Origin of the sequence: Corallococcus caeni (assembly GCF_036245865.1) — a bacterium.
In the GTDB taxonomy this organism is placed as follows: Bacteria; Myxococcota; Myxococcia; order Myxococcales; family Myxococcaceae; genus Corallococcus; species Corallococcus caeni.
Map to the genome: position 1 here is coordinate 284,067 of NZ_BTTW01000006.1, position 24,559 is coordinate 308,625.

At 69.9% G+C, this 24,559-nt stretch carries 21 protein-coding genes; 7 read left to right on the forward strand and 14 right to left on the reverse strand.

From position 1 onward, the window contains the following. Positions 1–13: 13 nt before the first annotated feature. The 3 genes from AABA78_RS25455 to AABA78_RS25465 all read right to left on the reverse strand — a co-directional run bounded on the left by AABA78_RS25455 (position 14) and on the right by AABA78_RS25465 (position 1,519). A complete protein-coding gene (locus AABA78_RS25455) occupies positions 14–400 on the reverse strand; it encodes a hypothetical protein (protein ID WP_338266609.1) in 387 nt (128 codons plus the stop codon). Continuing rightward, complete coding sequence (locus tag AABA78_RS25460; RefSeq protein ID WP_338266611.1) at positions 397–1,269, reverse strand: TIGR02587 family membrane protein; 873 nt, start codon at positions 1,267–1,269, stop codon at positions 397–399. Before AABA78_RS25460 ends, AABA78_RS25455 begins: the two co-directional genes overlap by 4 nt. 79 nt (positions 1,270–1,348) lie before the next feature. Further along, positions 1,349–1,519, reverse strand: a complete 171-nt coding sequence (locus AABA78_RS25465; protein WP_338266612.1) for a hypothetical protein — start codon at positions 1,517–1,519, stop codon at positions 1,349–1,351. Here AABA78_RS25465 and purU point away from each other — a divergent pair. Continuing rightward, complete coding sequence (gene purU, locus AABA78_RS25470; protein ID WP_338266614.1) at positions 1,518–2,381, forward strand: formyltetrahydrofolate deformylase; 864 nt, start codon at positions 1,518–1,520, stop codon at positions 2,379–2,381. The two genes, AABA78_RS25465 and purU, sit on opposite strands and share 2 nt — an antisense overlap. 305 nt (positions 2,382–2,686) lie before the next feature. Next, positions 2,687–3,973, forward strand: a complete 1,287-nt coding sequence (locus tag AABA78_RS25475) for a FadR/GntR family transcriptional regulator (RefSeq protein WP_338267210.1) — start codon at positions 2,687–2,689, stop codon at positions 3,971–3,973. 143 nt (positions 3,974–4,116) lie between these two features. Here AABA78_RS25475 and AABA78_RS25480 read toward each other — a convergent pair whose 3' ends face one another. From AABA78_RS25480 to AABA78_RS25495, 4 genes are all read right to left on the reverse strand, one after another. Further along, positions 4,117–5,304, reverse strand: a complete 1,188-nt coding sequence (locus tag AABA78_RS25480; RefSeq protein WP_338266617.1) for a DUF7305 domain-containing protein — start codon at positions 5,302–5,304, stop codon at positions 4,117–4,119. A gap of 390 nt (positions 5,305–5,694) precedes the next feature. Beyond that, positions 5,695–6,498 carry a tetratricopeptide repeat protein gene (locus AABA78_RS25485; RefSeq protein ID WP_338266618.1) on the reverse strand — a complete coding sequence of 268 codons (804 nt, stop codon included), beginning with the start codon at positions 6,496–6,498 and terminating at the stop codon, positions 5,695–5,697. Continuing rightward, positions 6,495–7,028, reverse strand: a complete 534-nt coding sequence (locus AABA78_RS25490) for an RNA polymerase sigma factor (protein ID WP_338266621.1) — start codon at positions 7,026–7,028, stop codon at positions 6,495–6,497. The genes AABA78_RS25485 and AABA78_RS25490 overlap by 4 nt, the downstream gene beginning before the upstream one ends. Positions 7,029–7,129: 101 nt before the next feature. Further along, positions 7,130–8,620, reverse strand: a complete 1,491-nt coding sequence (locus AABA78_RS25495; RefSeq protein ID WP_338266623.1) for a hypothetical protein — start codon at positions 8,618–8,620, stop codon at positions 7,130–7,132. A gap of 205 nt (positions 8,621–8,825) precedes the next feature. Here AABA78_RS25495 and AABA78_RS25500 point away from each other — a divergent pair, with 205 nt between their 5' ends. After that, complete coding sequence (locus AABA78_RS25500) at positions 8,826–10,085, forward strand: MFS transporter (protein WP_338266625.1); 1,260 nt, start codon at positions 8,826–8,828, stop codon at positions 10,083–10,085. A 13-nt stretch (positions 10,086–10,098) separates the two neighbouring features. On the opposite strand, the gene AABA78_RS25505 is transcribed toward AABA78_RS25500, so the two are convergent. Next, a complete protein-coding gene (locus AABA78_RS25505) occupies positions 10,099–11,193 on the reverse strand; it encodes an outer membrane protein assembly factor BamB family protein (protein ID WP_338266628.1) in 1,095 nt (364 codons plus the stop codon). A 101-nt stretch (positions 11,194–11,294) separates the two neighbouring features. Between AABA78_RS25505 and add the strand changes: the two genes are divergently transcribed. Together add and AABA78_RS25515 are read left to right on the forward strand one after the other, a co-directional pair. Next, positions 11,295–12,458, forward strand: a complete 1,164-nt coding sequence (gene add / locus AABA78_RS25510) for an adenosine deaminase (RefSeq protein WP_338266630.1) — start codon at positions 11,295–11,297, stop codon at positions 12,456–12,458. 9 nt (positions 12,459–12,467) lie between these two features. After that, positions 12,468–12,956: a hypothetical protein gene (locus AABA78_RS25515; protein ID WP_338266633.1), complete on the forward strand. Its 489-nt coding sequence runs from the start codon at positions 12,468–12,470 to the stop codon at positions 12,954–12,956. A 58-nt stretch (positions 12,957–13,014) separates the two neighbouring features. Here the strand turns inward: AABA78_RS25515 and glgC are convergent, their stop codons facing one another. Further along, positions 13,015–14,244, reverse strand: coding sequence for a glucose-1-phosphate adenylyltransferase (gene glgC, locus AABA78_RS25520; protein WP_171416393.1), 1,230 nt, complete (start codon positions 14,242–14,244; stop codon positions 13,015–13,017). 208 nt (positions 14,245–14,452) lie between these two features. Here glgC and AABA78_RS25525 point away from each other — a divergent pair, with 208 nt between their 5' ends. Together AABA78_RS25525 and AABA78_RS25530 are read left to right on the forward strand one after the other, a co-directional pair. Further along, positions 14,453–15,334, forward strand: a complete 882-nt coding sequence (locus AABA78_RS25525) for a diguanylate cyclase (RefSeq protein ID WP_338266636.1) — start codon at positions 14,453–14,455, stop codon at positions 15,332–15,334. 5 nt (positions 15,335–15,339) lie between these two features. Next, entirely contained in the window at positions 15,340–15,516 is a 177-nt protein-coding gene (locus AABA78_RS25530; protein WP_167497789.1) for a hypothetical protein, read from the forward strand. Between the two features lie 27 nt (positions 15,517–15,543). Here AABA78_RS25530 and AABA78_RS25535 read toward each other — a convergent pair whose 3' ends face one another. The 5 genes from AABA78_RS25535 to AABA78_RS25555 all read right to left on the reverse strand — a co-directional run bounded on the left by AABA78_RS25535 (position 15,544) and on the right by AABA78_RS25555 (position 24,398). Continuing rightward, complete coding sequence (locus AABA78_RS25535) at positions 15,544–16,572, reverse strand: NAD-dependent epimerase/dehydratase family protein (RefSeq protein ID WP_338266638.1); 1,029 nt, start codon at positions 16,570–16,572, stop codon at positions 15,544–15,546. Beyond that, positions 16,569–20,978, reverse strand: a complete 4,410-nt coding sequence (locus AABA78_RS25540) for an AMP-binding protein (RefSeq protein WP_338266640.1) — start codon at positions 20,976–20,978, stop codon at positions 16,569–16,571. The genes AABA78_RS25535 and AABA78_RS25540 overlap by 4 nt, the downstream gene beginning before the upstream one ends. Before the next feature lie 17 nt (positions 20,979–20,995). After that, complete coding sequence (gene larAH / locus AABA78_RS25545; RefSeq protein ID WP_120605790.1) at positions 20,996–22,606, reverse strand: NPN-dependent hydroxyacid isomerase, LarAH14/15/16 family; 1,611 nt, start codon at positions 22,604–22,606, stop codon at positions 20,996–20,998. A gap of 30 nt (positions 22,607–22,636) precedes the next feature. Further along, a complete protein-coding gene (locus AABA78_RS25550) occupies positions 22,637–23,302 on the reverse strand; it encodes an HAD family hydrolase (RefSeq protein WP_120527701.1) in 666 nt (221 codons plus the stop codon). Positions 23,303–23,405: 103 nt separating this feature from the next. Beyond that, positions 23,406–24,398 (reverse strand): NAD-dependent epimerase/dehydratase family protein, encoded by a 993-nt coding sequence (locus AABA78_RS25555; protein WP_338266644.1) that lies wholly within the window; start codon positions 24,396–24,398, stop codon positions 23,406–23,408. Positions 24,399–24,559: the final 161 nt, after the last annotated feature.

Sequence of the window (24,559 nt, forward strand, 5' to 3'; positions counted from 1 at the left end):
ATAGCAGCGCGCGTCAGGGGGCGGCGAAGCCCACGGTGTGCGCCTCCACGCCCGCGGGGGATGGATCCTCGCGGAAGGCGACCCAGGCCTCCCTCTGGGAGTGGCGGGGCACGTACGCCAGCACGAACTCCGCCTCCTTCTTCGGCTCGTGGCCGCCTCGCAGCGACACGCGCACGTGGACCTCTTCGGCCGCCGTGTCGCCGTGGTTCGTCACCGTGACGGGCACCCGCCACTCCTTCGCGTTCGCGGCCGCCACCGGCGTGCCCACCTGCACGGACAGGTCCGGCGGGCCGCTGCCGGTGTTCCACGCATCCACCGCGAGGTAGCCCAGCACCAGCGCCACGAGCACGCAGCTCGACACGAAGACGACGCCCTCCAGCCAGTTCCAGTTCGTCCTCATGATTGGATGAGCAGTCTCCCCGCCGAAGCTCCCAGCGTCGACGCCAGGGCCAGCACCACCACCTGGGCCATGCGGACGCTCAGGCCATTGCCGTTGAACCGGCCGAAGAACCACAGCACGAGCGCGCTGGACAGCAGCGCGATGGCATACGTGACGACCGTGCCCGCCAGCACGTCCCGGCGCAGCCGGCGGCGCGTGAAGCGGTGCGCGCGGGTGAAGTCGCTCTGGAAGAGGATGAGGCCGCCCAGCAGCAGCGACAGCACGGCGAGCCCCAGCAGGCACCAGGGCTGCGTCTCCACGGCGATCATCACGATCTCCTCCGTGGGCGCCACGTTGGCCGCGAACAGCACCGCACCGCAGAACGCGATGACCAGCTGCCCGGGGACGTGATCCGCGGACTCCAGCCGCTTCTTGTCCTCCTCCTCGTTCTCCTCGCGGTGCTGGCCGCCCAGCTGCGCGGTGCCCACCGACACGCCAATGGCCACCGTGCCGGCCTCCACCACCACCATGCCCACCGCCTCCTGGAGCGACGTGCCCTCTCCGATGCGGCCGATGAGCACGAGCACGACCACGGACACGAGCAGCCCCAGCCCCAGCTCCTCCAGGGAGTCCGTGAAGACGTCGAACCAGCACACGTCCCGGCGGAAGCCGCCGTAGCGGTTGTACCCGAGCAGCAACACGTACGTGGCCACCAGGTAGCCCAGCACGCTGCCCGGATGGGACGTGAAGCCCGCCCACCACACCTCCATCGTGTAGAGCAGCGGCAGGCTGAAGAGCAGCCCGCCCGCGATGCCCCGGCCATATTCGCGCAGGGACTCCGGCACCGGCCGTTGGCGGCGGGGCGCGTCGGATTGGGTGGCGTCGGCCATGACAGGCCAGAGTCTAGGTTCGCTTCGCCGAGAGGGAAGCCTCCCGCGCACGGAATGCCACCCGGGCGGACGGTCCTGTTCACTCCAGCCGTTGAGCCAGTCCGTGGCCGTCCAGCGCCTCGGCGAGCGGCTCGAGGGACAGCGCGTGCAGGACCTGGAAGGGCGAGGGGCGCCCGCCATGCACCTGACAATCCCTACCGCGCCCGGGGACGAGCGTGTACCCGGCGAAGCTATAGTCACCGCCGCCCATGACCGAGCGTCCTGCCCAATACATCCTCACGCTGTCGTGCCCGGATCAGCGCGGCATCGTCCATGCCGTCTCCGGCTGGCTCGCCGAGCACGGCTGCAACATCCTCGACAGCGCCCAGTACGGCGATCCGCAGACGCGGCTGTTCTTCATGCGTGTGCACTTCACGGATGAAGAGGGAAAGGTCGAGTCCGCGGCGCTGCGCGATGCCTTTGGCGTGCTCGCGCAGCGCTTCTCCATGGACTGGCACCTGCACGACGCGGCGGAGAAGCCCCGGGTGCTGCTGATGGTCTCGAAGATCGGCCACTGCCTGAACGACCTGCTGTATCGCTACCGCAGCGGCATCCTGCCGGTGGAGATCCCGGCCATCGTGTCCAACCACCGGGATTTCTACCAGCTGGCCGCGTCCCACGACATTCCGTTCCACCACCTGCCGGTGACGGCGGAGAACAAGGCGCGGCAGGAAGCGCGCCTGCTGGAGTTGGTGCGCGAGCAGCGCGTGGACCTGGTGGTGCTCGCCCGGTACATGCAGATCCTCTCGCCGGAGACGTGTGATGCGCTGCGCGGGCGGCTCATCAACATCCACCACTCGTTCCTGCCCAGCTTCAAGGGTGCGCGGCCGTACCAGCAGGCCTACGACCGGGGCGTGAAGCTGATTGGCGCGACGGCCCACTTCGTCACGGGCGACCTGGACGAGGGGCCCATCATCGAACAGGACGTGGAGCGAGTGGACCACACGCTGTCGCCCGAGGCCCTGACCGCGATAGGGCGCGACGTGGAGAGCGTGGTGCTGGGCCGAGCGGTGACGTGGTTCGTGCAGCACCGCATCCTGCTCAACGGTCACAAGACCGTCGTGTTCCGCTGAGCGAAGCAGGTCACCGGCGGTTCGTGAACCAACCGCGAAGCCCGAGGCTCGCCGCGAAGACATACCTCGCGGAGCGAAGCGGCGGGCCTCGACGGGGTGCACGTGCGGGCGCCAGCGATGACCCCGGACAGAGGAGCCCACCGGGATCCCGGTTCCGCCAAACTTGTCCGACAGTCGGACAGGTTCGCACTGCCTGGGGCCGAGGGGCACGCCGGTCCGGAAGTTGGAGAGGACGGTAGGCCCTCGCGTCCATGTCAGACCCCTCTGGTTGGATGGGCGAGGCTTGGGCGAGGAGGCGGACGGTGATGGTGCAGGTGGGGCTCGTGGCGTACGTCGAGGAGCAGCTGGAGCGCGAGATATCGCTGAGGCGGCTGCCGAGGAACGGGCAGCTGGGCTCGGAGCAGGTGCTGGCGCGTCGCTATGGAGTGAGCCGAAGCACCGTGCGCGAGGCATTGCGGCGGCTGGCGGCGCGAGGCCTGGTGGTGCAGCGTCCCGGGCGTGTGGCGCGTGCGGTAGCGCTGGACGAGTCGCTGACGCTGGAGAACCTGGGCATGGCGCTGCATGACGAGCGCTCCGAGGAATGCCGGCGGCTCCTGGAGGGCTACTTCAGCCTCAAGCGGCAGGTGCTGGTGGAGCTGCTGGTCGACTGCTGCGCGAGTGCCTCCGAGGCGGACCGGCACCAGTTGGAGGCCACCTGCTTCAATCTCTGGGACCTGGCGCGTTGGGAGCCGGGGGCACGGTGCGCGCAGCTGGAATTCGAATTGTTGCGGTTGGCGGCCCAGGCGGCGGCCCGCCCCGGGCACCTGCTCCTCATCCAGTCACTGCAACGGGCCATGAGGGGCAAAGCCGCCCGGCTGATGTCCTTCATTGGCGGAGAGTCGCTGCGCCAGTGGGCCGTGTGCGCGATGCACGCCCTGAGCGAGCGCGACACGCGGACGATTCAGCACCAACTGCCGGCACTGCTGAAGGCATGCGATGAGGGCGTGCTGGACGCCTTCGCCCCTTCCTTTCAGGAACCTGCGGTCTCCGAGGCCCACTTGGCTCAGGCCTCCTTCTGTGCTCCCACGTCCGCGACCGGGCCGGGCCATGGATTGGAGGCACCTCCTTGCGTTGAGGAGCGTGGCCTTGGTTCCCCCGCCCCGGCCCCTGACCAGGACGAGGCATTGCAGACACGCCCCTTCGTCGAGGAGGTTGGCCTCAATCGCCTTGCGCCATCCATCGAGGAACACGAGGCGCTCAGTGCTGCTCCCTGTCCCGCTGTGCAGGGCCTTTCCGTAGAACCCGACAACGAGGCACGGCTGTTTCCAGTCACCTCGGGACTCGCATCCTGCGTGGCTGGTGGAGAGGGCCCTGGTGACGAGGTGACGGACTCGGCCTTGAGCAACCTGTCAGACAGTCGGACAGGTTGGGACGCTTCGTCCCCGGACGTTGTCCCCCAGCTTGAGGCTCCACCCGCTGATTCTGGCGGGCAGGCCCACGTGGCGGTGCTCAATGCAAGCGGATCGCTTTACGGCACCCAGGGCCCTCTGCGCCGGTGGGCTGCGCGCCTCTGGGGCTTCATTACCCGTTCCCTGAGGCTCCCAGCTTCGTGAGTGGCGACGGCACGTCGCGTCCGCTCGCATGCGCTGCCGCATGCCCTCGAATGAGGGAGAGTGACTGTGTCGATTGACCTCGCACGCAGCCGCTTGAATCGTGCTTCCGCTCCGGATGTGCCAAGGGACTTCCGGCTCCCTGCTCAGTGGGCAGGACACGCGGCGCCTGCGTCGAGCACGTCCGCGTCGTGGTGTATCCGCACCGCGCCAGAGGCTTCCAGGTGGCGCACGAACAGCGAGCCGAAGACCTCCGCGTTGCCACTCAGGTTGAGCTGGGCCTGGGGCGCATAGAGGTTGCCGGCGAGCGTGCTGCCCGCGGAGATGTCCAAGGCCTGCGTGCCCGCGACGTAGACGCGCATCCGCGAGGGCAGGGTGGTGGAGCCCAGCGTGAGCTGGCCGGACACGACGAAGCCTCCCGCGAGGAAGAGGTCCAGCTCGCCCGGAGGCTGCACGTCCACCGTGAGCGCTTCGACCAGGTCCACACCCCCGGGGATGAACAGCGCGGTGCGACCCCGGATGCGCAGCGTGGCGTGGCCAGACCCTGCGATGCGTGTCAGCAGGAAGCGGCCACAGGGGAGCTCCAGCAACCGCTCGCCAGTGACGTCTCCCAGCGCCGCCGGGTCCAGGCCGATGGCCGCGTTGTCGTTGTCCACCGTGTGGTGGGCGATGAGCGCGGCCGGGTCGAAGCGGGAGCCCTCGGCGCAGTCGCAGGGCGTGACCGCGGGCACGGGCTCACGGCGCAGCTCCGATGCCTGGGCGGGGCCGGGGGAGAACTCCGGAGGAACGGTGAGCACGCCCCCCACGGTGAGTCCGGCGAGCGCCACGTCCCCGTTCACCCGCGCGTCGCCAGCCACGGTGGCGGACGTCCCAGGACCGGAGAGGGAACCGTTGCTGTCCAGGCTGCCGCCCACCGTGAGCGGGCTGCTGAGCTGGACGCCACCCACCCGGAGCGAGCCGCCCACCGTGACGCGATCGTTCGCGGACAGGCCGCCATTCACGCCCACGTCGCCGCCCGTGCTTCCAGGAGCGTAGGGCCCCAGTGAACTCCGGAATGCATCCACGGCGAACGGAGCGCTGAGGGACAGGCCTTCGCAGGAACACGCCGCGCGGCGGAACAGCGTCTCCGCCAGTTTGCCGCTGCACAGCAGGGGCCCTGATGCGGGATTGCCCAGCAGGAGCGGAGGCCCGCTGTCCGCGCAGTGTTTCGCCCACGCATCCGGAACGTCGGTGCCCGCGTCGGGCGAGTGCAGTGTGGCCACCGGGTCGTTCACCGTGCACGCGGCGCCCAGCACCGCTGCCCACGGCATGAACCGCGTGATGCGAAGTCTCATGGGGCCGTCACCTTGCCACGCCATGCGTGGGAGGCTCCTGAAGAGCAATCGCCACATTGCCGACGGCATGCGCACCGCGCGCGGGCAAGACGAGCTCCGGAGGCCCCACGCCCCGGTCATCCGTGCGGTCCACCTCCGGCTCGACGTGCCCCCGACCTGTCCGACTGTCGGACAGGCTCTCGCTGCTCGGTGGGCGTGGATGCCCCCGGCCACGGCAGGTGAGGCGGGTCTTCAAACCTGTCCGACTGTCGGACGAGTTCGTGCGGTGCGGCGCGGACGGGCTGTCCCCACGGGGTTCCCCCTGCGCATCCATGGGAACGGACTTCATGTCCGAAGGCCTGGGCGCCAGCCCGTGCCTCGGCGTGCGGCTGCTCCACGGTGGGCCGCGCCTCATGGCGGAGACAGCTCCCGGAGCCGCGCACGGGACGCCGCGCTCAGCGGAGAGTCCGGATGCAGCGTGAGGAACTCACCCAGCGACCGGGCCTCCGCCGCCGTGTCGCCCAGGGCGCGATGGGCTTCGGCGACTCCGTGGCGGGCCTCCGGATCCAACATGCCACCGGGTTGCAGTCGCACCGCATCCTGGAACTGACGCAGGGCGCCGCGTGCGTCCCCCAGGTGCTCCAGCCGCAGCGAGCCCGACGCCACGCGCGCGACGTACGCGGCCAGCGATGACGGCTCCGCGCGGATGACGCTCAGGTACAGCCCTTCCGCTTCCTTCCACTTCCCCGCCGAACGGAGCGCGTTGGCCTGCCGCAACAGGTCCTCCGGCTTCGACGACTCCTTCACCGCGATGCTCGGACGCAGGGGCCGGGGATGCTCGATGGTGAAGGGCTCGGGTGGGGCCGGCCTGTCGGGCAGGGGCACCGGCTCCAGCGTGGCAACCCGCGTCGGCTCCGGCACGGCCGGCGTCAGCACCACCGGGTGCGGCTGCGCGGGGCGCGAGTAACGCCACACCGCGGCAGCCGCGGCCCCGGTGAAGACGAGCGCCGCGCCCGCCATCAGCCACACGGGAGGCCGCTTGCGCCTTCGCGGCGGCTCCGGCGCCTGCTGGAGCGCCGCGTCCAGCGCCGCCTGGACGAGCGCGCTCGAGCGCTGCCGCGACAGCCGCCTCGCGGGTCCACTGCCGTCATCCAGGGGCCGCAGCAGGTCGTCCAGCGGCTCCGCGTCACCGTCGTCGGGGGGGCGGGAGCTCATGAGGACTCTCCCTCTGGCGTCTCACCGTCCGAGGCCAGCGCTCGCAGGGCGGTGCGTCCCAGGCGCAGCCGGCTGCGCACGGTCTCGAAGGGGACGCCCAGCTCTGTCGAAATCTCCTGCACGCTCAATTCCAGGACGTGGTGCAGCACCAGCGCGTGCCGCTGCTCCGTCGACAGCCTGTCCAGCAACGCCACCAGGTGACGGCGATGCAGGTATTCGTCCGCCGGCGCTTCGTCGGACGGCACCGCCAACAACTCCACCGGATCCTCACTGTAACGGGCCTCGCGCCCGCGTGAACGCTTGATCCACGCGAACGTCGTGCGCACCACCACCCGGTCTACCCAGCCGTGGAACCGCCCGTCACCGCGATAGGTGGGCAGGCCCCGCACCAGCGCGATGAGCGACTCCTGGGCGATGTCCTCCACGTCCGAGTCCCCCCGTACGAGGTAGCGCACCAGGTTGCGCACCCGGGGCAGCAGCTCCAGGAGCAGGGACTCGGTCGCGTCACGCTGTCCGCGCATGGCCGCCATCAGCCGGGCGTCCTCGCCACGGGGCGCGACGGTCGCATGTGAGCCCGAGCTCCTCATGTCCCGCAGGGAGGAGGGACGGCGCGAAATCGGGTCATCGGTGCTCACGGAAAAATCACCATCCCCACTCCCAGTCGGGGACGCACGGACGCGCCGTCCTCCCGGAGCACGAAGCCGCCATCCACCGCGTAGCCCAGCCGGGGCCGCCCCAGGAGCACCTCGCCCGACAGCGCCGCCTCCAGCGCGAGTGCCGGCCCCACCCGCCACGCCACCCGCACCGCCGGCCCCATGACGAAGGCCGCGAGCAGTCGCGACGGCGCGGGCTCCACCTCCGCGGCCCGCGCCTCCGTGCGCCGCCAGAAGCCCGCGACGCCCGCGCCCAGGCCCACCGTGCCCTCCCACGCCCCCGCCTTCACGACGGGCACGTCCACCCACGCCAGCGCTGAACCCTGTGCCAGGCGGAGGTCCGTGTACGCGTCCCGCAGGTGCACTGGCAGCGCCGCCAGCACCTGCGCGCGAAGCCGCAGCATCGGGCCCGCCCACCCCGCGCCCACGGACAGGCCCTGCTGTCCCGCAGGGTGATACCCGTCCAGCGCCGCGTGCAGGCCCACCTGTACGAAGGCGCCGTCCATCAGATTCGCAGGAAGCCCCGGCGGTGCCTCGGCCACCGGAGCCGTCGGAAGCCCCGGCGGTGCCTCGGCCACCGGAGCCGTCGCCATCCCCGACGGTGCCTTGGCCCCTGGATCCGTCGCCATACCCGACGGTGCCTTGGCCACCGGAGCCGTCGCCATACCCGATGGTACCTTGGCCCCCGGAACCTTCGTTACACTCGACGGTGCTTTGGCCACCGGATCCGTCGGAAGCCCCGGCGGTGCCTTGGCCTCCGGATCCGTTGGCACTCCCAGCGGTGCCTTGGCCCCCGGAGCCGTCGTTACACTCGACGGTGCCTTGGCCCCCGGAGCCGTCGTTACACTCGACGGTGCGTTAACCACCGGATCCGTCGGCACTCCCGACGGTGCCTTGGCCACCGGATCCGCAGGCACCCCCGGCGGTGCCTTGGCCCCCGGAGCCGGCGCCGGCGGCGTAGGTGCAGCCGCCACCACGGGCGGCGGGGGAGGGGACGCGACGACTTCGCCCAGCGGTTCACCCTCCTCCACCGCGCGCAGCGCCGAACGCACCGCCAACGCGAGGGCCTCCGCGCCCACGGACCACGTCAGCGTCTCCGGCGCGCCCTCCACCCGCGCACTCCGCAAGAACAGGTGACCCGTGCGCGGGGCCGCCACCGACACCCGCAGCTCCGCCCCGGCCCGCGTGAACCACAGCACCGCGCGAGCGTCCTGGCGCATGGCCATCCGCTCCGCCTCACGCCACGCCCCGCCGGGGCTCGCCTCCATGGCTGCGCCTGCTTCCGCCCGCAACACCACCGGCAGGTCACTGCTCTGCCCCCGCACCCGCTCCAGCAGTGCGCGGTCCTCGGAGGACGCCACGCGCGCCACCGCCCGCCACGGCCCGGCCGCCCACGCGGAGCCGCCGAGCGCCAGCCACAAGGCCAGTCCCACCACGCGCTGCCACGCCACGACCTCCAACACGGACATGCAGTAAAACCTACCTTCCAGGGAATTCTTCTGGAAGCACCGCCACGTGTGGGTCGTCTGTCACGCTCGGGAGGGGAGGGCGGAAGGGCGGAGGCCACCCGCGCCTGTCCTCCCGGACCCGCAGGGTGGCCAGGCTCGGCGGCGGGGGATGTCTGTGTTTGAAGAAGGGGCGGGCGCGGGGCCGGAAGCGGTAGGGTCGCGCGCCATGAACCGCCTCCGGGAGCTGCGCTCGGTCCTGAACCTCACCGTCCTGGTGGCGGGGCTGGGCTACTTCGTCGACCTCTTCGACATCACGCTGTTCGGCGTGGTGCGCGTCGCGTCGCTGAAGGACCTGGGCCTCACGGACCCCTCGGACATCTTCCAGAAGGGGCTCTTCATCTACAACGCGCAGATGGCGGGGATGATGGTGGGCGGCCTCGTCTGGGGCCTGCTCGGGGACAAGCGGGGACGCCTGTCGGTGATGTTCGGCTCCATCCTGTTGTACTCGGCGGCGAACCTGCTGAACCCCTTCGTCTGGGACGTGAACAGCTACGCCGCCTGCCGCTTCCTCGGGGGCCTGGGGCTCGCGGGCGAGCTGGGCGCGGCCATCACCCTGGTCGCGGAGTCCCTGCCCAAGGAGAAGCGCGGACTGGGCACCACCGTCGTCGCCACGCTGGGCATGCTGGGCGTCGTCGTCGCGGCGCTCGTCGCGCAGCACCTGCACTGGAAGACGGCCTACGTGACGGGCGGCGTGCTGGGCCTCACGCTCCTCTTCGCGCGCTTCAAGGTGTCCGAGTCCGTCCTCTTCACCCAGAAGGCCGGCCCGGTGAAGGGCAACGCGCTGCTGCTCCTCCAGGGGGGCCGCTTCCCCAGGTACCTGGGCTGCATCCTCGTGGGCGTGCCCATCTACTTCACCACCGGCATCCTCTTCGTCTTCGCCCCGGAGCTGACGGCGGGCCTCCACGTGCAGGGCACGGTGACGGCGGGCAACGCCATCCTCTTCGGCAGCGTGGGCCTGACGCTGGGGGACCTGTTGTCCGGCGTGCTGAGCCAGTGGCTCCAGAGCCGCAAGCGCGCCGTGGGCTTCAGCCTGTGCGCCTGGTTCGCGCTGGTGCTCGTGTACGGGCTCGTGCCAGGGCTCACCCCCACGCTCGTCTACGCGCTGACCTTCCTCATTGGCCTGAGCGTGGGCTACTGGGCGGTGCTCATCACCATGGCGGCCGAGCAGTTCGGCACCAACATCCGCGCCACCGTGGCGACGTCCGTGCCCAACTTCGTGCGCGGCTCCGCGGTGCTCGCGGCCACCGCCTTCGGCCAGCTCAAGGGGCCCCTGGGCGTGGCGCACGCGGCGCTCGCGGTGGGCGCGGTGTGCTTCCTCCTCGCGCTCGTCGCCCTGTCGCGGCTGGCGGAGACCTTCCACCGCGACCTGGACTACGTGGAGTCCGCAGACCCCGCGAGCGCGAACGCGAACGCGCGCGCCGGCTGAAGGCGCAAAGACGTCAGGCCGGCGGCGGCACCCGCAGCCGCCACGCCAGCACGCGGCCGTCCAGCCCCAGCACGAACACCAGCGGCCCGCGCACCACCGGCCGGGTGCGCAGCGGCGTGTCCGCCCGCACCGTGAACGCGGGCGTCCAGCCCGGCGCCTTGAGCGCGACCAGACGCCCCTCGCGCCCGGAGGTGGGCACCAGCAGCAGGTCCTCCAACCCCACCTGCACCCGGCCCACGAGCGGCGAGGGCAGCGCCACCCGCGCCACCTCCCGGCCCTCCGCGGTGGACAGCCCCACCAGCGACGCCGGCCCCACGCCCACCCACAGCGCGCCCAGCGCCCGGGCGGGCGGCCCCGTCACCCCGTCCGCGAAGCGCTGCTCCCAGCGCGTGCTCCCGTCCTTCACCGACAGCGCCAGCAGCCGGCCCGGGCGCGTGGCCACGAAGACGGTGTCGCGCTCGGAGTCCAGCCCCACCACGTCCGTCACCGGCTTCGACCAGCGCGGCTCACCGCTCCGCGCGTCCAGCGCCCACAGCCCGGAGCCGAGCGGCACCACCAGCACACCCTCCAGCAGCACCGGCGCGGCCCTGAGCGCCGGGGCCACGGACACCTGTGGCTCCAAGGATTCCGCCGGAGCGGACGCCGGAGCCTGCGCCGCCGGAGCCTGCGCCGGTGACGCCTGTCCCGGCGCCCTGGGGGCCGGGCGCTTCCAGCGCGCCTGTCCGGAGTCCACCGCCAGGGCGTGCACCGCGCCGTCGGGCGCCACCAGGAAGACGGTGTGTCCCGCGTCGTCCACCACGGGCGGCGTGAGCACGGGAGGCTCGCCGCCCAGGCGCCAGCGCTCCTTGCCGTCCTGAAGCGACAGACAGGCCAGCTCCCCCGCCACCGTCCCCACGATGACGTTGTCGCCGGCCACTGTGGGGGCCACCGCCACCTCGCGGCCCAGTCGGGTGGTCCACACCGGCCGGCCCCCGCGGTCCAGGCGCACCACCGCGCCCGCCTCGTTGCCCAGAAGCACCCCGTCCACCAGGGCCGTGAGCCCTGTCCGGGAGGACGCATCGCTGGAGTACTGGAAGGCCGGCTCCACCGGCGCCCGCTGGCACGCCATGACGGCCAGCGTCAACGTCAGGCAGGGCACCAGGAGCAGGCGTGGACAGGCGCGGGACGGCATGGTTTGGGAGAGGATGACGCAAGCGAGGAACTTCGACCATGCCCACGATTCGTGACGACGAAACCCCCAACGCCACCGGCATCCCTTCATCCGCCCGGCGCACGGACATCATCCCGCCCCCCACGCTGGCGGTGACGGAGGAGCTGCTCCACGCGCTCCCCAAGACGGACCTGCACTGCCACCTGGACGGGTCCATGCGGCTCAAGACCATCCTGGAGCTGGCGGAACAGCAGAAGATCAAGCTCATGGCCGACACCGAGGACGGCCTGGCCAAGGCCATCCACATGGGCCAGGTGTGCAAGAGCCTGGAGGAGTACCTCGTCGCGTTCGACGTGACGCTCTCCGTGCTCCAGACCGCCGAGTCCCTCTACCGCGCCGCCTACGAGCTGGCCGTGGACGCCGCCGCGGAGAACGTGCGCTGGCTGGAGGTGCGCTATTCGCCCGCGCTGCACCTGCAGAAGGGCCTGAAGATGACCACGGTCATCGACTCCGTGCTGGAGGGCCTGCGCGCCGCCAAGCGTGAGACGGGCATCAAGTGCGCCGTCATCGTCTGCGGCATCCGCCACATCAACCCGCAGACGTCCATGCGGCTGGCGGAGCTGTCCGTGGCGTACAAGAACCGCGGCGTCGTCGGCTTCGACCTGGCGGGCGCGGAGGCCAGCTTCCCCGCCAAGGACCACCTGGACGCCTTCCGCCTCATCCTCAAGAACAACGTCAACTGCACCGCGCACGCGGGCGAGGCCTACGGTCCGGAGTCCATCTCCCAGGCCATCCACTCGCTGGGCGCGCACCGCATCGGCCACGGCACCCGGCTGCGCGAGGACGGGGACCTGCTCAACTACGTCAACGACCACCGCATCCCCATGGAGGTCTGCCCGTCCTCCAACGTCCAGACGGGCGCGGTGTCCTCGCTGGAGTCCCACCCGCTCAAGTTCTATTTCGACTACGGCCTGCGGGTGACCATCAACACCGACAACCGCCTCATCACCGACACCACCGTGACGAAGGAGCTGTGGCTCGCCCACCGCCAGCTGGGCCTGTCGCTGGAGGACCTCACCACCATCATCGTGTCCGGCTTCAAGAGCGCATTCCTCCCGTTCCGGGAGAAGCAGGACATGCTGCGGCAGGTGAACCAGGAGATCGCCACCACGCTCGCCGCCTTCGAGAAGCGCCCCGTCGCGGCCATGCGCCAGCCGGCCTGATTGCACGCCATGGACGAAACCCAGGGCATTGCCCCGGCGCCGGACGCCGACCCCGCGCGAGCCAGGGCGGCCCAGGCCCTCAAGGTTCCCGCCCTCCTGATGATGGGGATGGGCGGCCTGTGGGTCCTGTACTCGCTCTTCGGGCTCTACCAGACGCTGTCCCCGGCGGGCCTGGAGCAGCTGCATGCGACCATCGACAAGGCCCTGGCGGTGTACCCGCCGGAGCTCCGGGTGCAGGCGCGGGCCATCGTGGGCCCCTTCCTGAACCCGACCTTCCTCTTCTTCAGCGCCCTGCCCGGACTCTGCCTCAACGGGCTGGTCGTCTTCGGGGCGTGGAAGATGAAGAACCTCCAGCTCCACGGGCTGGCCATCGCGGTGGCCATCATCTGCTGCATCCCGTGCTGCGGTCCGGCGTATGGCCTGGGGCTCATCCCGGGCATCTGGTCGCTCGTCGTGCTCAACCGCCCGGAGGTGAAGGCGGCGTTCCGCTCGAAGTGACACGGGCGCGGGCGCCCCGGGACGGTTTCCGGGAGCGCCCGTTCGTGCCTTCGTCCGCTCAGGTGACCTTCATCCCCTTGGGGATGACGACGACGCCGCCGGACGTGACGTGGAAGCGGCGCTTGTCCTCCGCCGCGTCGTAGCCAATGGTCATCCCGGGCGGAATCTCCACGTTCTTGTCGATGATGGCCCGCTTGATGCGGCAGCGCCGGCCGATGGTGACGTTCTCGAAGAGGATGGAGTCCTCCACCTCCGAATACGAGTTCACCCGCACCTTGGGCGACAGCACCGAGCGGTGCACGCTGCCACCGGAGATGATGCAGCCCTCCGCCACCAGCGAGTCCGTCGCCTTGCCCACGCGCCGGTTGTCCTGGTCCGCGAAGACGAACTTCGCGGGCGGGTAGTTGTTGGGCTGCGTGTGGATGGGCCAGCGGTCGTTGTAGAGGTTGAACGTCGGGTCCACCTCCACCAGGTCCATGTTGGACTGGTAGTAGACGTCGATGTTCCCCACGTCCCGCCAGTAGCCGCGCTCCTTGTCCTCCTGGCCGGCCACGGTGTTCTGGGCGAAGTCGTACACGTACACGGGCTCGTGCTTGTAGAGCTCGCTGATGATGGACTTGCCGAAGTCGTGCGCGCTCTTCTCGTCCGCCGCGTCGCGCACCACCTCCTTCACCAGCGTGTCCGTGGTGAAGAGGTAGTTGCCCATGGAGGCCAGGCACATCTTCGGGTTGCCCGGCATGGGCGGCGGGTCCTTGGGCTTCTCCAGGAACTGGAGCATCCGCCCGTCCGGCCCCACGTCGATGATGCCGAACTCGCGCCCCTGCTCGATGGGGACGGGGATGGCCGCCACCGTGCACGCGGCCTTCCGCTCGATGTGGAAGTCCAGCATCTTGCGGACGTCCATCCGGTACACGTGGTCCGCGCCGAAGACGAAGATGTGGTCCGGCTCCTCGTCCGTGATGATGTTGAGGTTCTGGTAGATGGCGTCCGCGCTGCCCTTGTACCAGTCCACGCCGGTGCGCATCTGCGCGGGCACCGCCTCCACGTAGTGCCCCAGGAACGCCGTCATGCGCCACGTGCGTGACAGGTGGTTGTTGAGCGAGTCGCTCTTGTACTGGGTCAGCACCTTCATCCGGTACACGCCGGAGTTGGCGAAGTTGGACAGGACGAAGTCGATGATGCGGTAGCGCCCGCCGAACGGCACCGCGGGCTTCGCGCGCTCACGGGTCAGGGGCTCCAGGCGCGTGCCCGCGCCTCCCGCCAGGATCATTGCCAGCAGCTTTGACATAGGTGCCGGCCACGTTAGCCGCCGGCCGCCTCCCCACAATGGCCGTGCCGCCCGTGCATGCTTTTCCGTTGAGTGCCCAACCGGGCGGGGTGGATGGGGGGAAAGCGACCTCCCGTTTTCGCGGCATGTAGGAGGAGGGGCGCAACCCCGTGCGTCCTCCCAGCTTGCGTGGCTTCCCCGGACCTTGCGTGCTAGCGTGGCCGGCGCGATGTCTGGCGACCAAACGCGAGTCACCAAGATCTCCAGCCTCACCCCGGGTCCCGAGCGCGGCACCGAGTGCTGCCTCGTGCAGATCCACGGCCCTGAGCTGGGCAAGAAGTACGTGCTGGAAGAGACCGAGTTCACCATCGGCCGCGACCAGCACAACCACATCGTGGTGGACCTGGACAACGTGTCCCGCCGCCACGCTCGCATCTGGGGCCGGCAGGGGAAGATGTTCGTGGAGGACCTCCAGTCCACCAACGGCACCTACCTCAACGACCGGGAGGTGCTCCAGGCGCAGCCCCTGCGCAGCGGGGACCTGGTGAAGGTGGGCGGCTCCATCTTCAAGTTCCTCGATGGCGACAACATCGAGACCCAGTACCACGAGACCATCTACACGCTGACCATCGCGGACGGTCTCACCGGCATCAACAACAAGCGCTACTTCCTGGAGTACCTGGAGCGGGAGATGGGCCGCTCGCACCGGTACCAGCGCACGCTGTCGTTGATGATGTTCGACATCGACCACTTCAAGCAGATCAACGACGTGCACGGCCACCTGGCCGGCGACCACGTGCTGCGGGAGATGGCCCAGTCCATCAAGCGGCTGGTGCGCCGCGAGCAGTGCTTCGCGCGCTACGGCGGCGAGGAGTTCGCCGTCGTCATGCCGGAGGACGGCCCGGACAAGGCGCGCCTGTTCGCGGAGAAGATCCGCAAGCTGGTGGAGGACAAGCGCTTCGTCTTCGAGGACAAGGACATCCCCGTCACCATCTCCATCGGCGTGGCGGAGGTGGCCCCGGAGATGTCGGAGCCCGCCCAGTTCATCAAGGTGGCGGACGCGAACCTCTACAAGGCCAAGAAGTCTGGCCGTAACCGCGTGGTGGGCTGAAGGCCATGGCGGACGCGGGCGGCGGTCCGTCCTTCCTGGCCCGGCTCATCCTCGTCCTCCTGGGCGTGGCCTTCCTGGGCGCCGCCTGGGTGTGGCACCGCAAGGACTCGGATCCGAACGCCGCCCGGCTGGTGGAGCGCGTGAGCGGCGGCCGGGTGCACGGCGGCGCGGCGAATCCTTAGGACCGCCGCGCCCCGCTTCAACGGACGTTAGGTGCCTTCGCGAGACTCGGCCAGCCGGCCGCGGGTGCCGGGCAGGTTCCCGGGCGGCATCTTCCCGTAGAGGTACTGGACGGTGTCGAGCAGCGTCTCGTGCACGTCGCGCGCCTTGAAGCCCAGCTCGCGCTCGGCCTTGGCGGGCTCCAGGTAGAAGAAGTGCTCGCCGATCTCGACCTCCTGCGGGTCGAGCTTCGACACGGTGCCACGCATCTTCGCGAACTGCTCCAGCAGCTTGCCGCCCCAGATGTTCAGCTCGCGCGGCAGCTTCATGCGCGGCGCGGGCACGCCGGTGAGGCGCTGGAGCCGGTCGAAGAAGTCCGACATGGCCATGTTCACGCCCATCAGGTGACGGCCGTACACCTCGCCCTTCGTGAGCGCCTGCACGAAGGCGTCCGCCGCGTCGCGCGCGTCCACGAAGGAGATGCCGCCGCCGGGCATGGCGGGAATCTCGCGGTTGAGGAACTTCACCACCGTCCAGGTGGACGACAGGCGGTCATCCCCGGGGCCCATCAGCAGGCTGGGGTTGAGCACCACGAGGGGCACGGAGTGCTTGCGGCAGTACTCCAGCGCCAGCTTCTCCTCGTAGATCTTCGACAGGTAGTAGGGCCAGTTGGCGACGGTGGTGATGGGGTAGTCGTCGTCCTCCGTGCCCACCCGGTCGTCCTTCGACACCGCGATGGTGCCGGAGGTGGAGCCCAGGATGACGCGCTGGATGCCCGCTTCGCGCACGTCGCGCAGCAGCTCGCGCGTGCAGTCCACGTGCAGCTCGTACATCCGCCGCGCGTCCTTGTTCTGGAAGGAGACGAGCCCCGCCAGGTGGTAGACGGCGTCCACGCCCTCCAGCGCGCGGCGCACGGCGTCGCGGTCCTTGAGGTCGCCCTGCTGGACTTCGGTCTTCGCGAACGCGGGGCCTGACGGCTTCGAGCGCGCGATGAGGCGCACCTCGTGGCCCGCCTCCACCAGCCTGGGCACCAGGTGCGTGCCCAGGAACCCCGTGCCTCCGGTGACGAGCAGCTTCACGCGTCCTTCCCTTCCGGCAGGGCCCGGGCGGGCGGGGTGAAGTCCCGGTCCGCGCCCACCTGCTCCAGGTCCAGCACCTTGCCCGCCCTGAGCGCGCGCACGGCTTCTTCCGCGATGTGCGTCACGTAGCGGTAGCCCTCCGAGCGCGCCATGCCCTGCGCCCGGGCCTTCAGCGACGCGTACTCCAGCGCCGGGCCCACGTGCACCTCCAGCTCCTTCGTCTTGGGGAACATGGAGCCCTTGGGCAGCGCTTCGTACGCGCCGTGGATGTACAGCGGCAGCACGTCCACCCCGTAGGTGAGCGACAGGTAGCCCAGCGTCGGCTTGAACTCCATCAGCTCGCCCGTCTTGGAGCGCGTGCCCTCCGGGAAGATGAGGACGTTGAAGCCCTGCCGCAGCGCCTCGCCCGCCACGCGCAGCGACTCGCGCAAGCTGCCCTGCCGGTCGATGGGGATGAGGTGGGTGAAGTTCTCGAACCACGCGCGCTTGAGCGGCGTGTCGAAGAAGTAGTCGCGCGCGGCCAGCGACACCATGCGCTCACCCTGGTCACCCAGCACCACGCGCACCAGCCCCGCGTCCAGGTGGCTGGCGTGGTTGGCGATGACGAGGAAGTTGCGGTTCTGCGGGATGAACGTCTTGCCCGTCACCTTCACGTCGAAGACGCCGCCGTAGAGCACCTTCTGCCCGAAGGACAATAGCTGCCGGCCCAGCGCGGACACGGACTCCGGCACGGGAATCTCGGCTTCCTCCGCGCGCTCGGCCTGCTTCTTGATGTCGCGCGCCCGCGTCTCCTGCGAGGGCCGGCGTCCGGAGGCCACCACCAGCTTGCGCAGGTCCTCCACCGTCTGCACCTGCGTCAGGTCCTCGATGGCGGGCAGCGGCACGCCCGCGCCCTCCAGCGCCACGGACATCTCCGTGAGCATCAGCGAGTCGAAGCCCAGGTCGCCAATGAGCTGCGCGTCCGGCCGCACGTCCGACACCGGGCGGTGGCACACCTCCGCGATGAGCGGGTGCAGCCAGTCCGACACGCCGCCCGTGGGCGACGCCGCCTGCGCCTTCTCCTTCACGCGGCCCGCGCTGGCGGCCACGCGGTCCAGCCGCTGCAGCTCCTCCACCACGCGCTTGCGCTTCACCTTGCGCGTGGAGGTGCGCGGCAATTCACCGTCCCAGAAGCGCAGCACCTTCACGCGCCGGTAGAAGGGCATGCCCGCGCTCACCTTGCGGAAGTGCTCCTCCAGCTCGTGGCGCACCTCCTCACGCGGGCGGTCCTTGAAGTCCGGCACGCACAGGCACGCCACCTTCTCGCCGCCCGCGTCCTCCGGCAGGCCGACGATGGACAGCTCCTTGATGTGCTCGTGCTCCTGGTACAGCTCCTCCAGCTCGTCCGGGTAGACGTTCTTGCCGTTGGCGTCGACGATGACGTCCTTGGCGCGGCCCATGAGGTACAGGCGGCCCTCGTCGTCCATGCGGCCCAGGTCGCCGGTGTGCAGCCAGCCGTCCTTCACCACGGCCTCGGTGGCCTCGCGGTCCCCGAAGTAGCCCGCCATCACGTTCGGGCCCTTGGCCAGCACCTCGCCAATGCCGTCGTTGTCCGGGTTCTGGATCTTGAACTCGATGCCCGGCAGCGCCTTGCCCACCGTGCCCTTCACGCGCTTGTTGGTGGCCTCGGACACCGCCAGCACCGGCGCGGCCTCCGTGAGGCCGTAGCCCTCGCGCATGGTGAAGCCCAGCTCGTGGAAGGCCTGGTGCACCTCTTCCGACAGCGCGGAGCCGCCCGACACCAGCACCTTCACCCGGCCGCCGAACTTGCGGTGCACCGGCCAGAACAAGAGCTTGCCCAGGTTGAGCGAGCTGCGGTTGCGCAGCTCCCCGTTGGCCGCCATCAGCGCCTTGAGCGCCTGCTCCACCACCGGCGGGCGCGCGGCCATCTCCTGCGTGATCTTGCGGTGCAGGAGCTGCCAGAGCGCGGGCACGCCAATCATCGCCGTCACGCGGCCCGTCTCGAAGACGTCGCCCAGCCGGTCCGACGTGAGCTCGTCGATGTACGTGATCTCCGCGCCGCGCATGAACGGCGTGAGGAAGCCGGCGGAGAATTCAAACGTGTGGTGCAGGGGCAGCACGGACAGCACGCCGTCGCCCACGCCCACGTCGAACGCGCCCGCCAGCTTCGCCACCAGCGACGCGAAGTTGCGGTGGGTGAGCATCACGCCCTTGGGCGTGCCGGTGGTGCCGGAGGTGAAGATGACGCTCGCCACGTCGTCGGCGGCGGCGGACTTGCGCACGGGCCCGATGCGGTCCGGGAACGCCGGGTCGCCCGTCATGGCCTCCGCGAGGCTCGCCACGCCCACGCCCTCACCCAGCGCGCTGAAGAGGCCGGGGAAGTCCTGCGCGGCCTGCTCGGACACGAGGCACTGCTTCGCGGCCGCGCGCTTCGCGATGTTGACGACCTCGGCTTCCGTGAGCGCGGGATCCACGGGGACGGCGGTGCCACCGGCGCGCAGGATGCCGAAGTAGCTGATGGCCCACTCCGGCCGGTTCTCCGACACCAGCAGCACGCGGTCGCCGCGCTTGATGCCCTGGGCCATGAGGTAGCTGCCCACGCGGGCCGCGTAGCGGTGCACCTCCCCGAAGGTGAAGCGCTCCTCCTTCTCCCCCGCGGCCATGCGGAACGCCACCCGGTGGCGGTACGCGTGCACGGTGGCCTCGAACAGCTCCAAGAGGTCGCGGTGCGCGGGGATGGCGGTGCGCTTCTCGCGCTCCTCGTCCAGGCCCGGGAACACCCACTTCTCCAGGCCGGGCAGGTGCGTGCCCAGGAAGTACTCGCGCCAGTCGATGCGGTCCGGCGCCCAGTCAATCTTCGCGCGGTCCGCCGGCACCATGCGCTCGTAGACGGAGCGCGTGTTGTCGCAGCGGAAGACGTAGCGGTTCTCCCAGAGGAAGGGGAGGAACAGCTCGATGAGGCCGGAGAGGCTGCCCGCCTGCGACTCCACTTCGTCCAGCGCGACGCGGGCCTTGTCCATCATGGCCTGCACGCGCGGCGCGCCCCACGCGGGCCGCACCTCGTCCATGGCCTTCTTGAGCAGCTTCGCGCCCTTGGCCAGCATGGGCGCGCTGAGCAGCTGGAACTCCTGCTTGCTCACCGGCTGCGGCTCGATGCGCGAGCGCAGCGCGTTGACCAGCGAGTTGCCCGTCTCGCGGTTGCGGTAGAAGCGGCGGCGGTACAGGCCCACCAGCTCCACGGAGCGGCTGGCGAGGAACGGGTTCACGTCACCCGACGCCAGGTTGTAGACGCGGCGCTCCTCCACCTGCATCGCGTGCGCGGTGATGCCCAGCGTAGCGCCCGCCACCTGGTCCACCGGGATGATGTCCAGGATGGCGTGGTCGCCCGCGGGGATGCCGCGCTGGCCCTTGATGCCCGCGTACGCCAGCGGCGCGGACGTGGTGAAGCCCTCGTTCCAGCCGGGGAACGGGAAGTGCGCCGCGCTCTCCACGATGGAGGGCCGCACGATGGAGTAGCGAAGCCCCGGCGTCCCCGCCATCACCTGTTCGCCCAGGTGCTTGGCGTACGTGTACGTGTTGGGCCAGCCCCAGTGCTGCGCGCGCTCCATGCCCGCGCGGACCAGCTCGCCGGACAGCCACAGCTTGCGCTCGCGGCCCACGGCCAGGCGCAGCGTCTTCTCATCCGTGGCGTCGCGGCCTTCTTCTTCCAGGCGGTCCAGCGCCTTCTGCCGGAAGAGGGACGTGAGCGCCTTGTCATCCGCCTGTTCGCGCAGGCGGGCGACAATCTTGTCCGCGTCCGCCAGCTCCTGCTCCAGGCTGAAGTCGCGCCCGTCCATCTCCCCCTGCTTGGGGAAGTAGCCCAGCACCGGCTCGTCCTCGAAGACGAGCCCGCTGCGGTTGCCCACCACGAACGCGGTGGACATGTGGATGAGCGGCACGCTCCAGCGCAGCGCCAGCGCCACCGCGTTCTTCACGCCGTGGGTGTTGACGTTGAGGCCCACCTCCAGCGACGGGTTGAAGGACACCAGGCCCGCGCAGTTGACGATGGCGTGCACCTGCCCGGTGAGGGCCGCGACCTGCGCCTCCTCCAGGCCCACCAGGGGGTCGGTGATGTCGCCGTCCAGGACGGTGCACTTCTGCTTCAGGTACTCCATGGCGCCGTCGTCGCCCAGGCGGTCGCGCAGCGGCTGGAAGGGCTCGCTGGGCGCCACCTTGTCGAAGAAGCGGCGCTCCGCGGACGCGGCGCTGCCCTTGCGCACGACGACGTAGACCCGGTCCAGCACGTCGCCGTAGTGGGCCAGCAGCATCGACAGCGTCACCTTGCCCACGAAGCCGGTGGTGCCGACGAAGACGATGCGCTTGCCGGTGAAGACCTCGGTGACGTTCAGCTGGGGAAGCGTGGCCATGTCCGTGTGCGACCCTTTCACTTCACGTCCACCATCACCGTGGGCGCGATGCGCAGCAGGCTGATGGACGCCGAGCGCCCCATGAAGCCGCGCGCCTCTTCAATCGCCTCGGAGAGGGTGTCGGTGCGATCCCAGCCGAGCAGGGCCGGGACGTGGTTGTTCTCCGCGCCCGCGACGATGACCTTGCCCACGTGCTGGCGGCCGTTCTCGCCCCAGTACCACATGTAGAAGGGGTGCACGCCGTGGTAGGCGTTGCCCTTGCGGTACAGGTGCACGTAGCTGGGGTTCTCCGCGAACTCCTTCTCGTACTTGTGCTCCAGCTTCATGGAGTCCCGCGTCTCCGGCAGCAGCCGGTGGAAGAACTCGATGTAGCTGGGGTGCTGCACGGGGTCGAACTCGTCGTAGGCCGGGTGCAGGAGGATGAGCACGCCCCCCTTCTTCACCAGCGGCACGCCCCGGTTGAGGTTGTAGAAGTACCCCAGCCCCATCACCTGCACGAGCAGCGGGTTCAAGATGGAGTTGACGCTGTAGGGGCTGACGAACGGGATGGGGAAGATGACGATGTCGCTCTGCCCCTCCACCGGCACCACGTACTGCTTCCAGCTCTGCTCCAGCGTCTTCGCGTGCGTGGGCTCCGTGGCCCCCGCGAACACGCCCGTCACGTCATAGGGCGCGGGGATGGCGTTGAGCACCTTGCGCGCCGCCGCGCGGGGCAGCTTGGACAGCGTGAAGCGCAGGGCCTGGAACTTCAGCCGGTCCGCTTCCGTGTAGTCCTCTTCCTTCTTCGCCAGGAAGTCCGTGGGCGCGCCGAACATGCGGTTGTTCAGCGTGGTCTCGATGTGGAAGACCTTCAGCGTGTTGTCGATGACCGTGCCGATGCGCGAGTTCTTCGTGTAGAGCGCGCTCGCCTTCGGCTCCATGTAGGAGTCCGACTCGCGGATGGTCTTCGGGTTGTGGTGGTGGCGCAGCGACGCGTAGTTCGTCACGCCCGTGCCCATGGACTTGTGCCCGCCGTTCATGGGCACGAAGTTGATGTTCACGTAGACGATGAGGTCGCTCTCCGCGACGCGCCGGTTCACCGCCACCACTTCGTTGTGGCTGGTGCGCTCCAGCTCCGTCATCCCGTCCGGGTCTTCCGCGTCGTGGTTGTAGTAGCGGTCCGGGTAGTAGGCGTCGAAGATCTTCTCGCCCACCATGCGCTTCATCTCGCCTTCGGTCATCCGGCGGTGCAGCGCGTTGGCGATGACCAGGTGCACGTCATCCACGCCGCTGTCCGCGCACAGCTCCAGCACCACCTCCAGGATGGACTGGCGCACGTCCGGCGTGACCATGGGCGGCAGGGGCACGCTGATGTCGTCGATGACGCACGTCAGCCGCATGCCGGGGCGCAGCAGCGCGTGCAGCGGGTCCATGCCCTCCGGGTGGTTGATGGCCCAGCGGATGGCGGCCTTCACGTTGGGCACGCCCTCCAGCGGGGGGCGGGGGAAGATGACCCGGGTGCCCACGGGCAGGTCTTCCTGGAGGAAGCCCTCACCGTAGAAGAGCGCCCGCGGGGGGCTGCCCTTCTCCGTGATGACCACCTGGCTTTCCTCGTCGTACAGCTTCTGGAGCGTCTTGAGCGGGCGCATGGATTGAGGGACGGCGGAAGGGGTGGGGGGTTACTTCAGGTCCAGGATGGGCCAGTTGTACGCGCGCGCGAGCGAGCGCAGCCGCAGGTCCGGGTTCACCGCGGTGGGCCGCCCCACCACGGCGAGCATGGCGTAGTCGGAGGCGCTGTCCGAGTAGCCGTGGCACTGGTTGAGGGCCAGGCCCTCGCGCTCGCAGTAGGCGCGGATGGCGTTGGCCTTGTTGGCGCCTTCGATGATGGGCGGAATCACCTTGCCGGTGGCCTTGCCGCCCACGAACTGCATCTTGTTGGCGATGACGTCGTCGCAGCCCAGGTGCCGGGCCAGCGGGCGCATGGTGAAGTCCAGCGCGCCCGTCACCAGCACGATGCGGCAGCCGGCACGACGCGCCTCGTCGATGAGGTCCTGCGTCTGCTCGTACAGCGCGGGCTTGAGGACGTCCTCGAACATGTCCTCCGCGATGGTGACCAGCCGGTCCTCGCTCAGGCCCGAGTAGTACCGGTAGAAGAACTCGTTGAAGGCCTTGCGGTTGACGGCATCCAGGATGCCGAACACCGGCAGCCCCAGGGCGGTCCCCAGGGTGCGGCCCGCGATGCCCCGGAGCGAGCCCCGGTTCGTCGCGTAATAGGCGTAGACGTGGACGATGTTCGTCCGGACCAGCGTCCCGTCGACGTCGAAGAAGGCGGCTTTGGCGGGCACTTTGGGGGGCATGGGCGGTCGGGCTTCCTCCCATCCTGGAGGGGGTCCGGTCAACGAAAGCGGATGGGCCGGCGTGGGCGGCCGGCCCTTTGGGGGCATGGGTCTATAACCAGCCCTGCGCGCGATACCATTCACCACTGCGAGTGATGCTCTCCGCCAGCCCACGGCGCGGCCGGAAGCCCAGCAGGCGTTCAGCCTTGGCCCCCGAGCACGTCCAGGCCGGCGCCAGGAGCTGCCGCGCCAGCTTCCGGTTCAGGGGGAGCTTCCGGCCAGTGAGCCGCGTCACCCCGTCCGCCGCCGTGGCCAGGGCCGTCAGCACCGCCGGGGACAGGCGCCAGGTGCGCGTCTGGAAGCCCAGGGCCTTCGCCCCCAGGTCCTGCATCTCCTCCAGGGTCAGCCGCTCCGGGCCCGCGCAGAAGAACGCCTGGCCCAGGGCCTCCGGCTTCTCCGCCAATACCAGCAGCAGGTCCACCACGTCCTCCACGTCCACCAGGGACAGGGGGCGGGGGCCTCCGGCCAGCTCCAGCCGGATGCCCTTCTTGCCCAGCTTGAAGAACGTCAGGTTTTCCCGGTCTCCGGGCCCCAGGATGCGAGGCGGGCGGATCACCGTCACGGGCAGCCGGTCCTGGAAGGAGAACGCGATGCGCTCCCCTTCCGCCTTGCTCTCGCCGTACCACTCATGCGGATGGAAGGCGTCCTCCTCCACATGGGGCCGCTCCGGGGTGGAGGGGCCGTGGGAGGCCAGGGAGCCGCACATCACCAGCCGGGGGCGGGGCTCGGGAAGCGCCGCCATGGCCTCACAGATGAGGCGGGTGCCCTCCGCGTTGACGCGCATGAACTCGTCGCGCTGCGCGGCGCGGCGGATGCCGGCCAGGTGGAAGACGACGTCCACGCCCTTCACCGCGCCGGCCAGCGAGCCGGGGTCCGTCACGTCGCCCACCACCCGCGTCCAGGGGTGGCCCTCCAGGGCCTTCTCCAGCTCGCGGGTGTCCGTGGTGGGGCGCAACAGGCATGAAACACGGTCGCCGCGAGCGGCCAGCGCCCGCGCGAGCCAGGTCCCCAAAAAGCCGCCGGCGCCAGTGATGAGGGCATTCATGGGCGCTGTTTCATCCGAAAAGCCACATCCCGTCCACCGCCGAAATGGGCGCCGTCCGCCTAGAGGGGGAGCGCGCTCCAGGTGCCGACTTTCCGCCTCCGGGCGCGTCGCGAGGCACAATCCCCGAGGGAAAACGGCCTCCGGAGCCGGTTTCTAGGGCT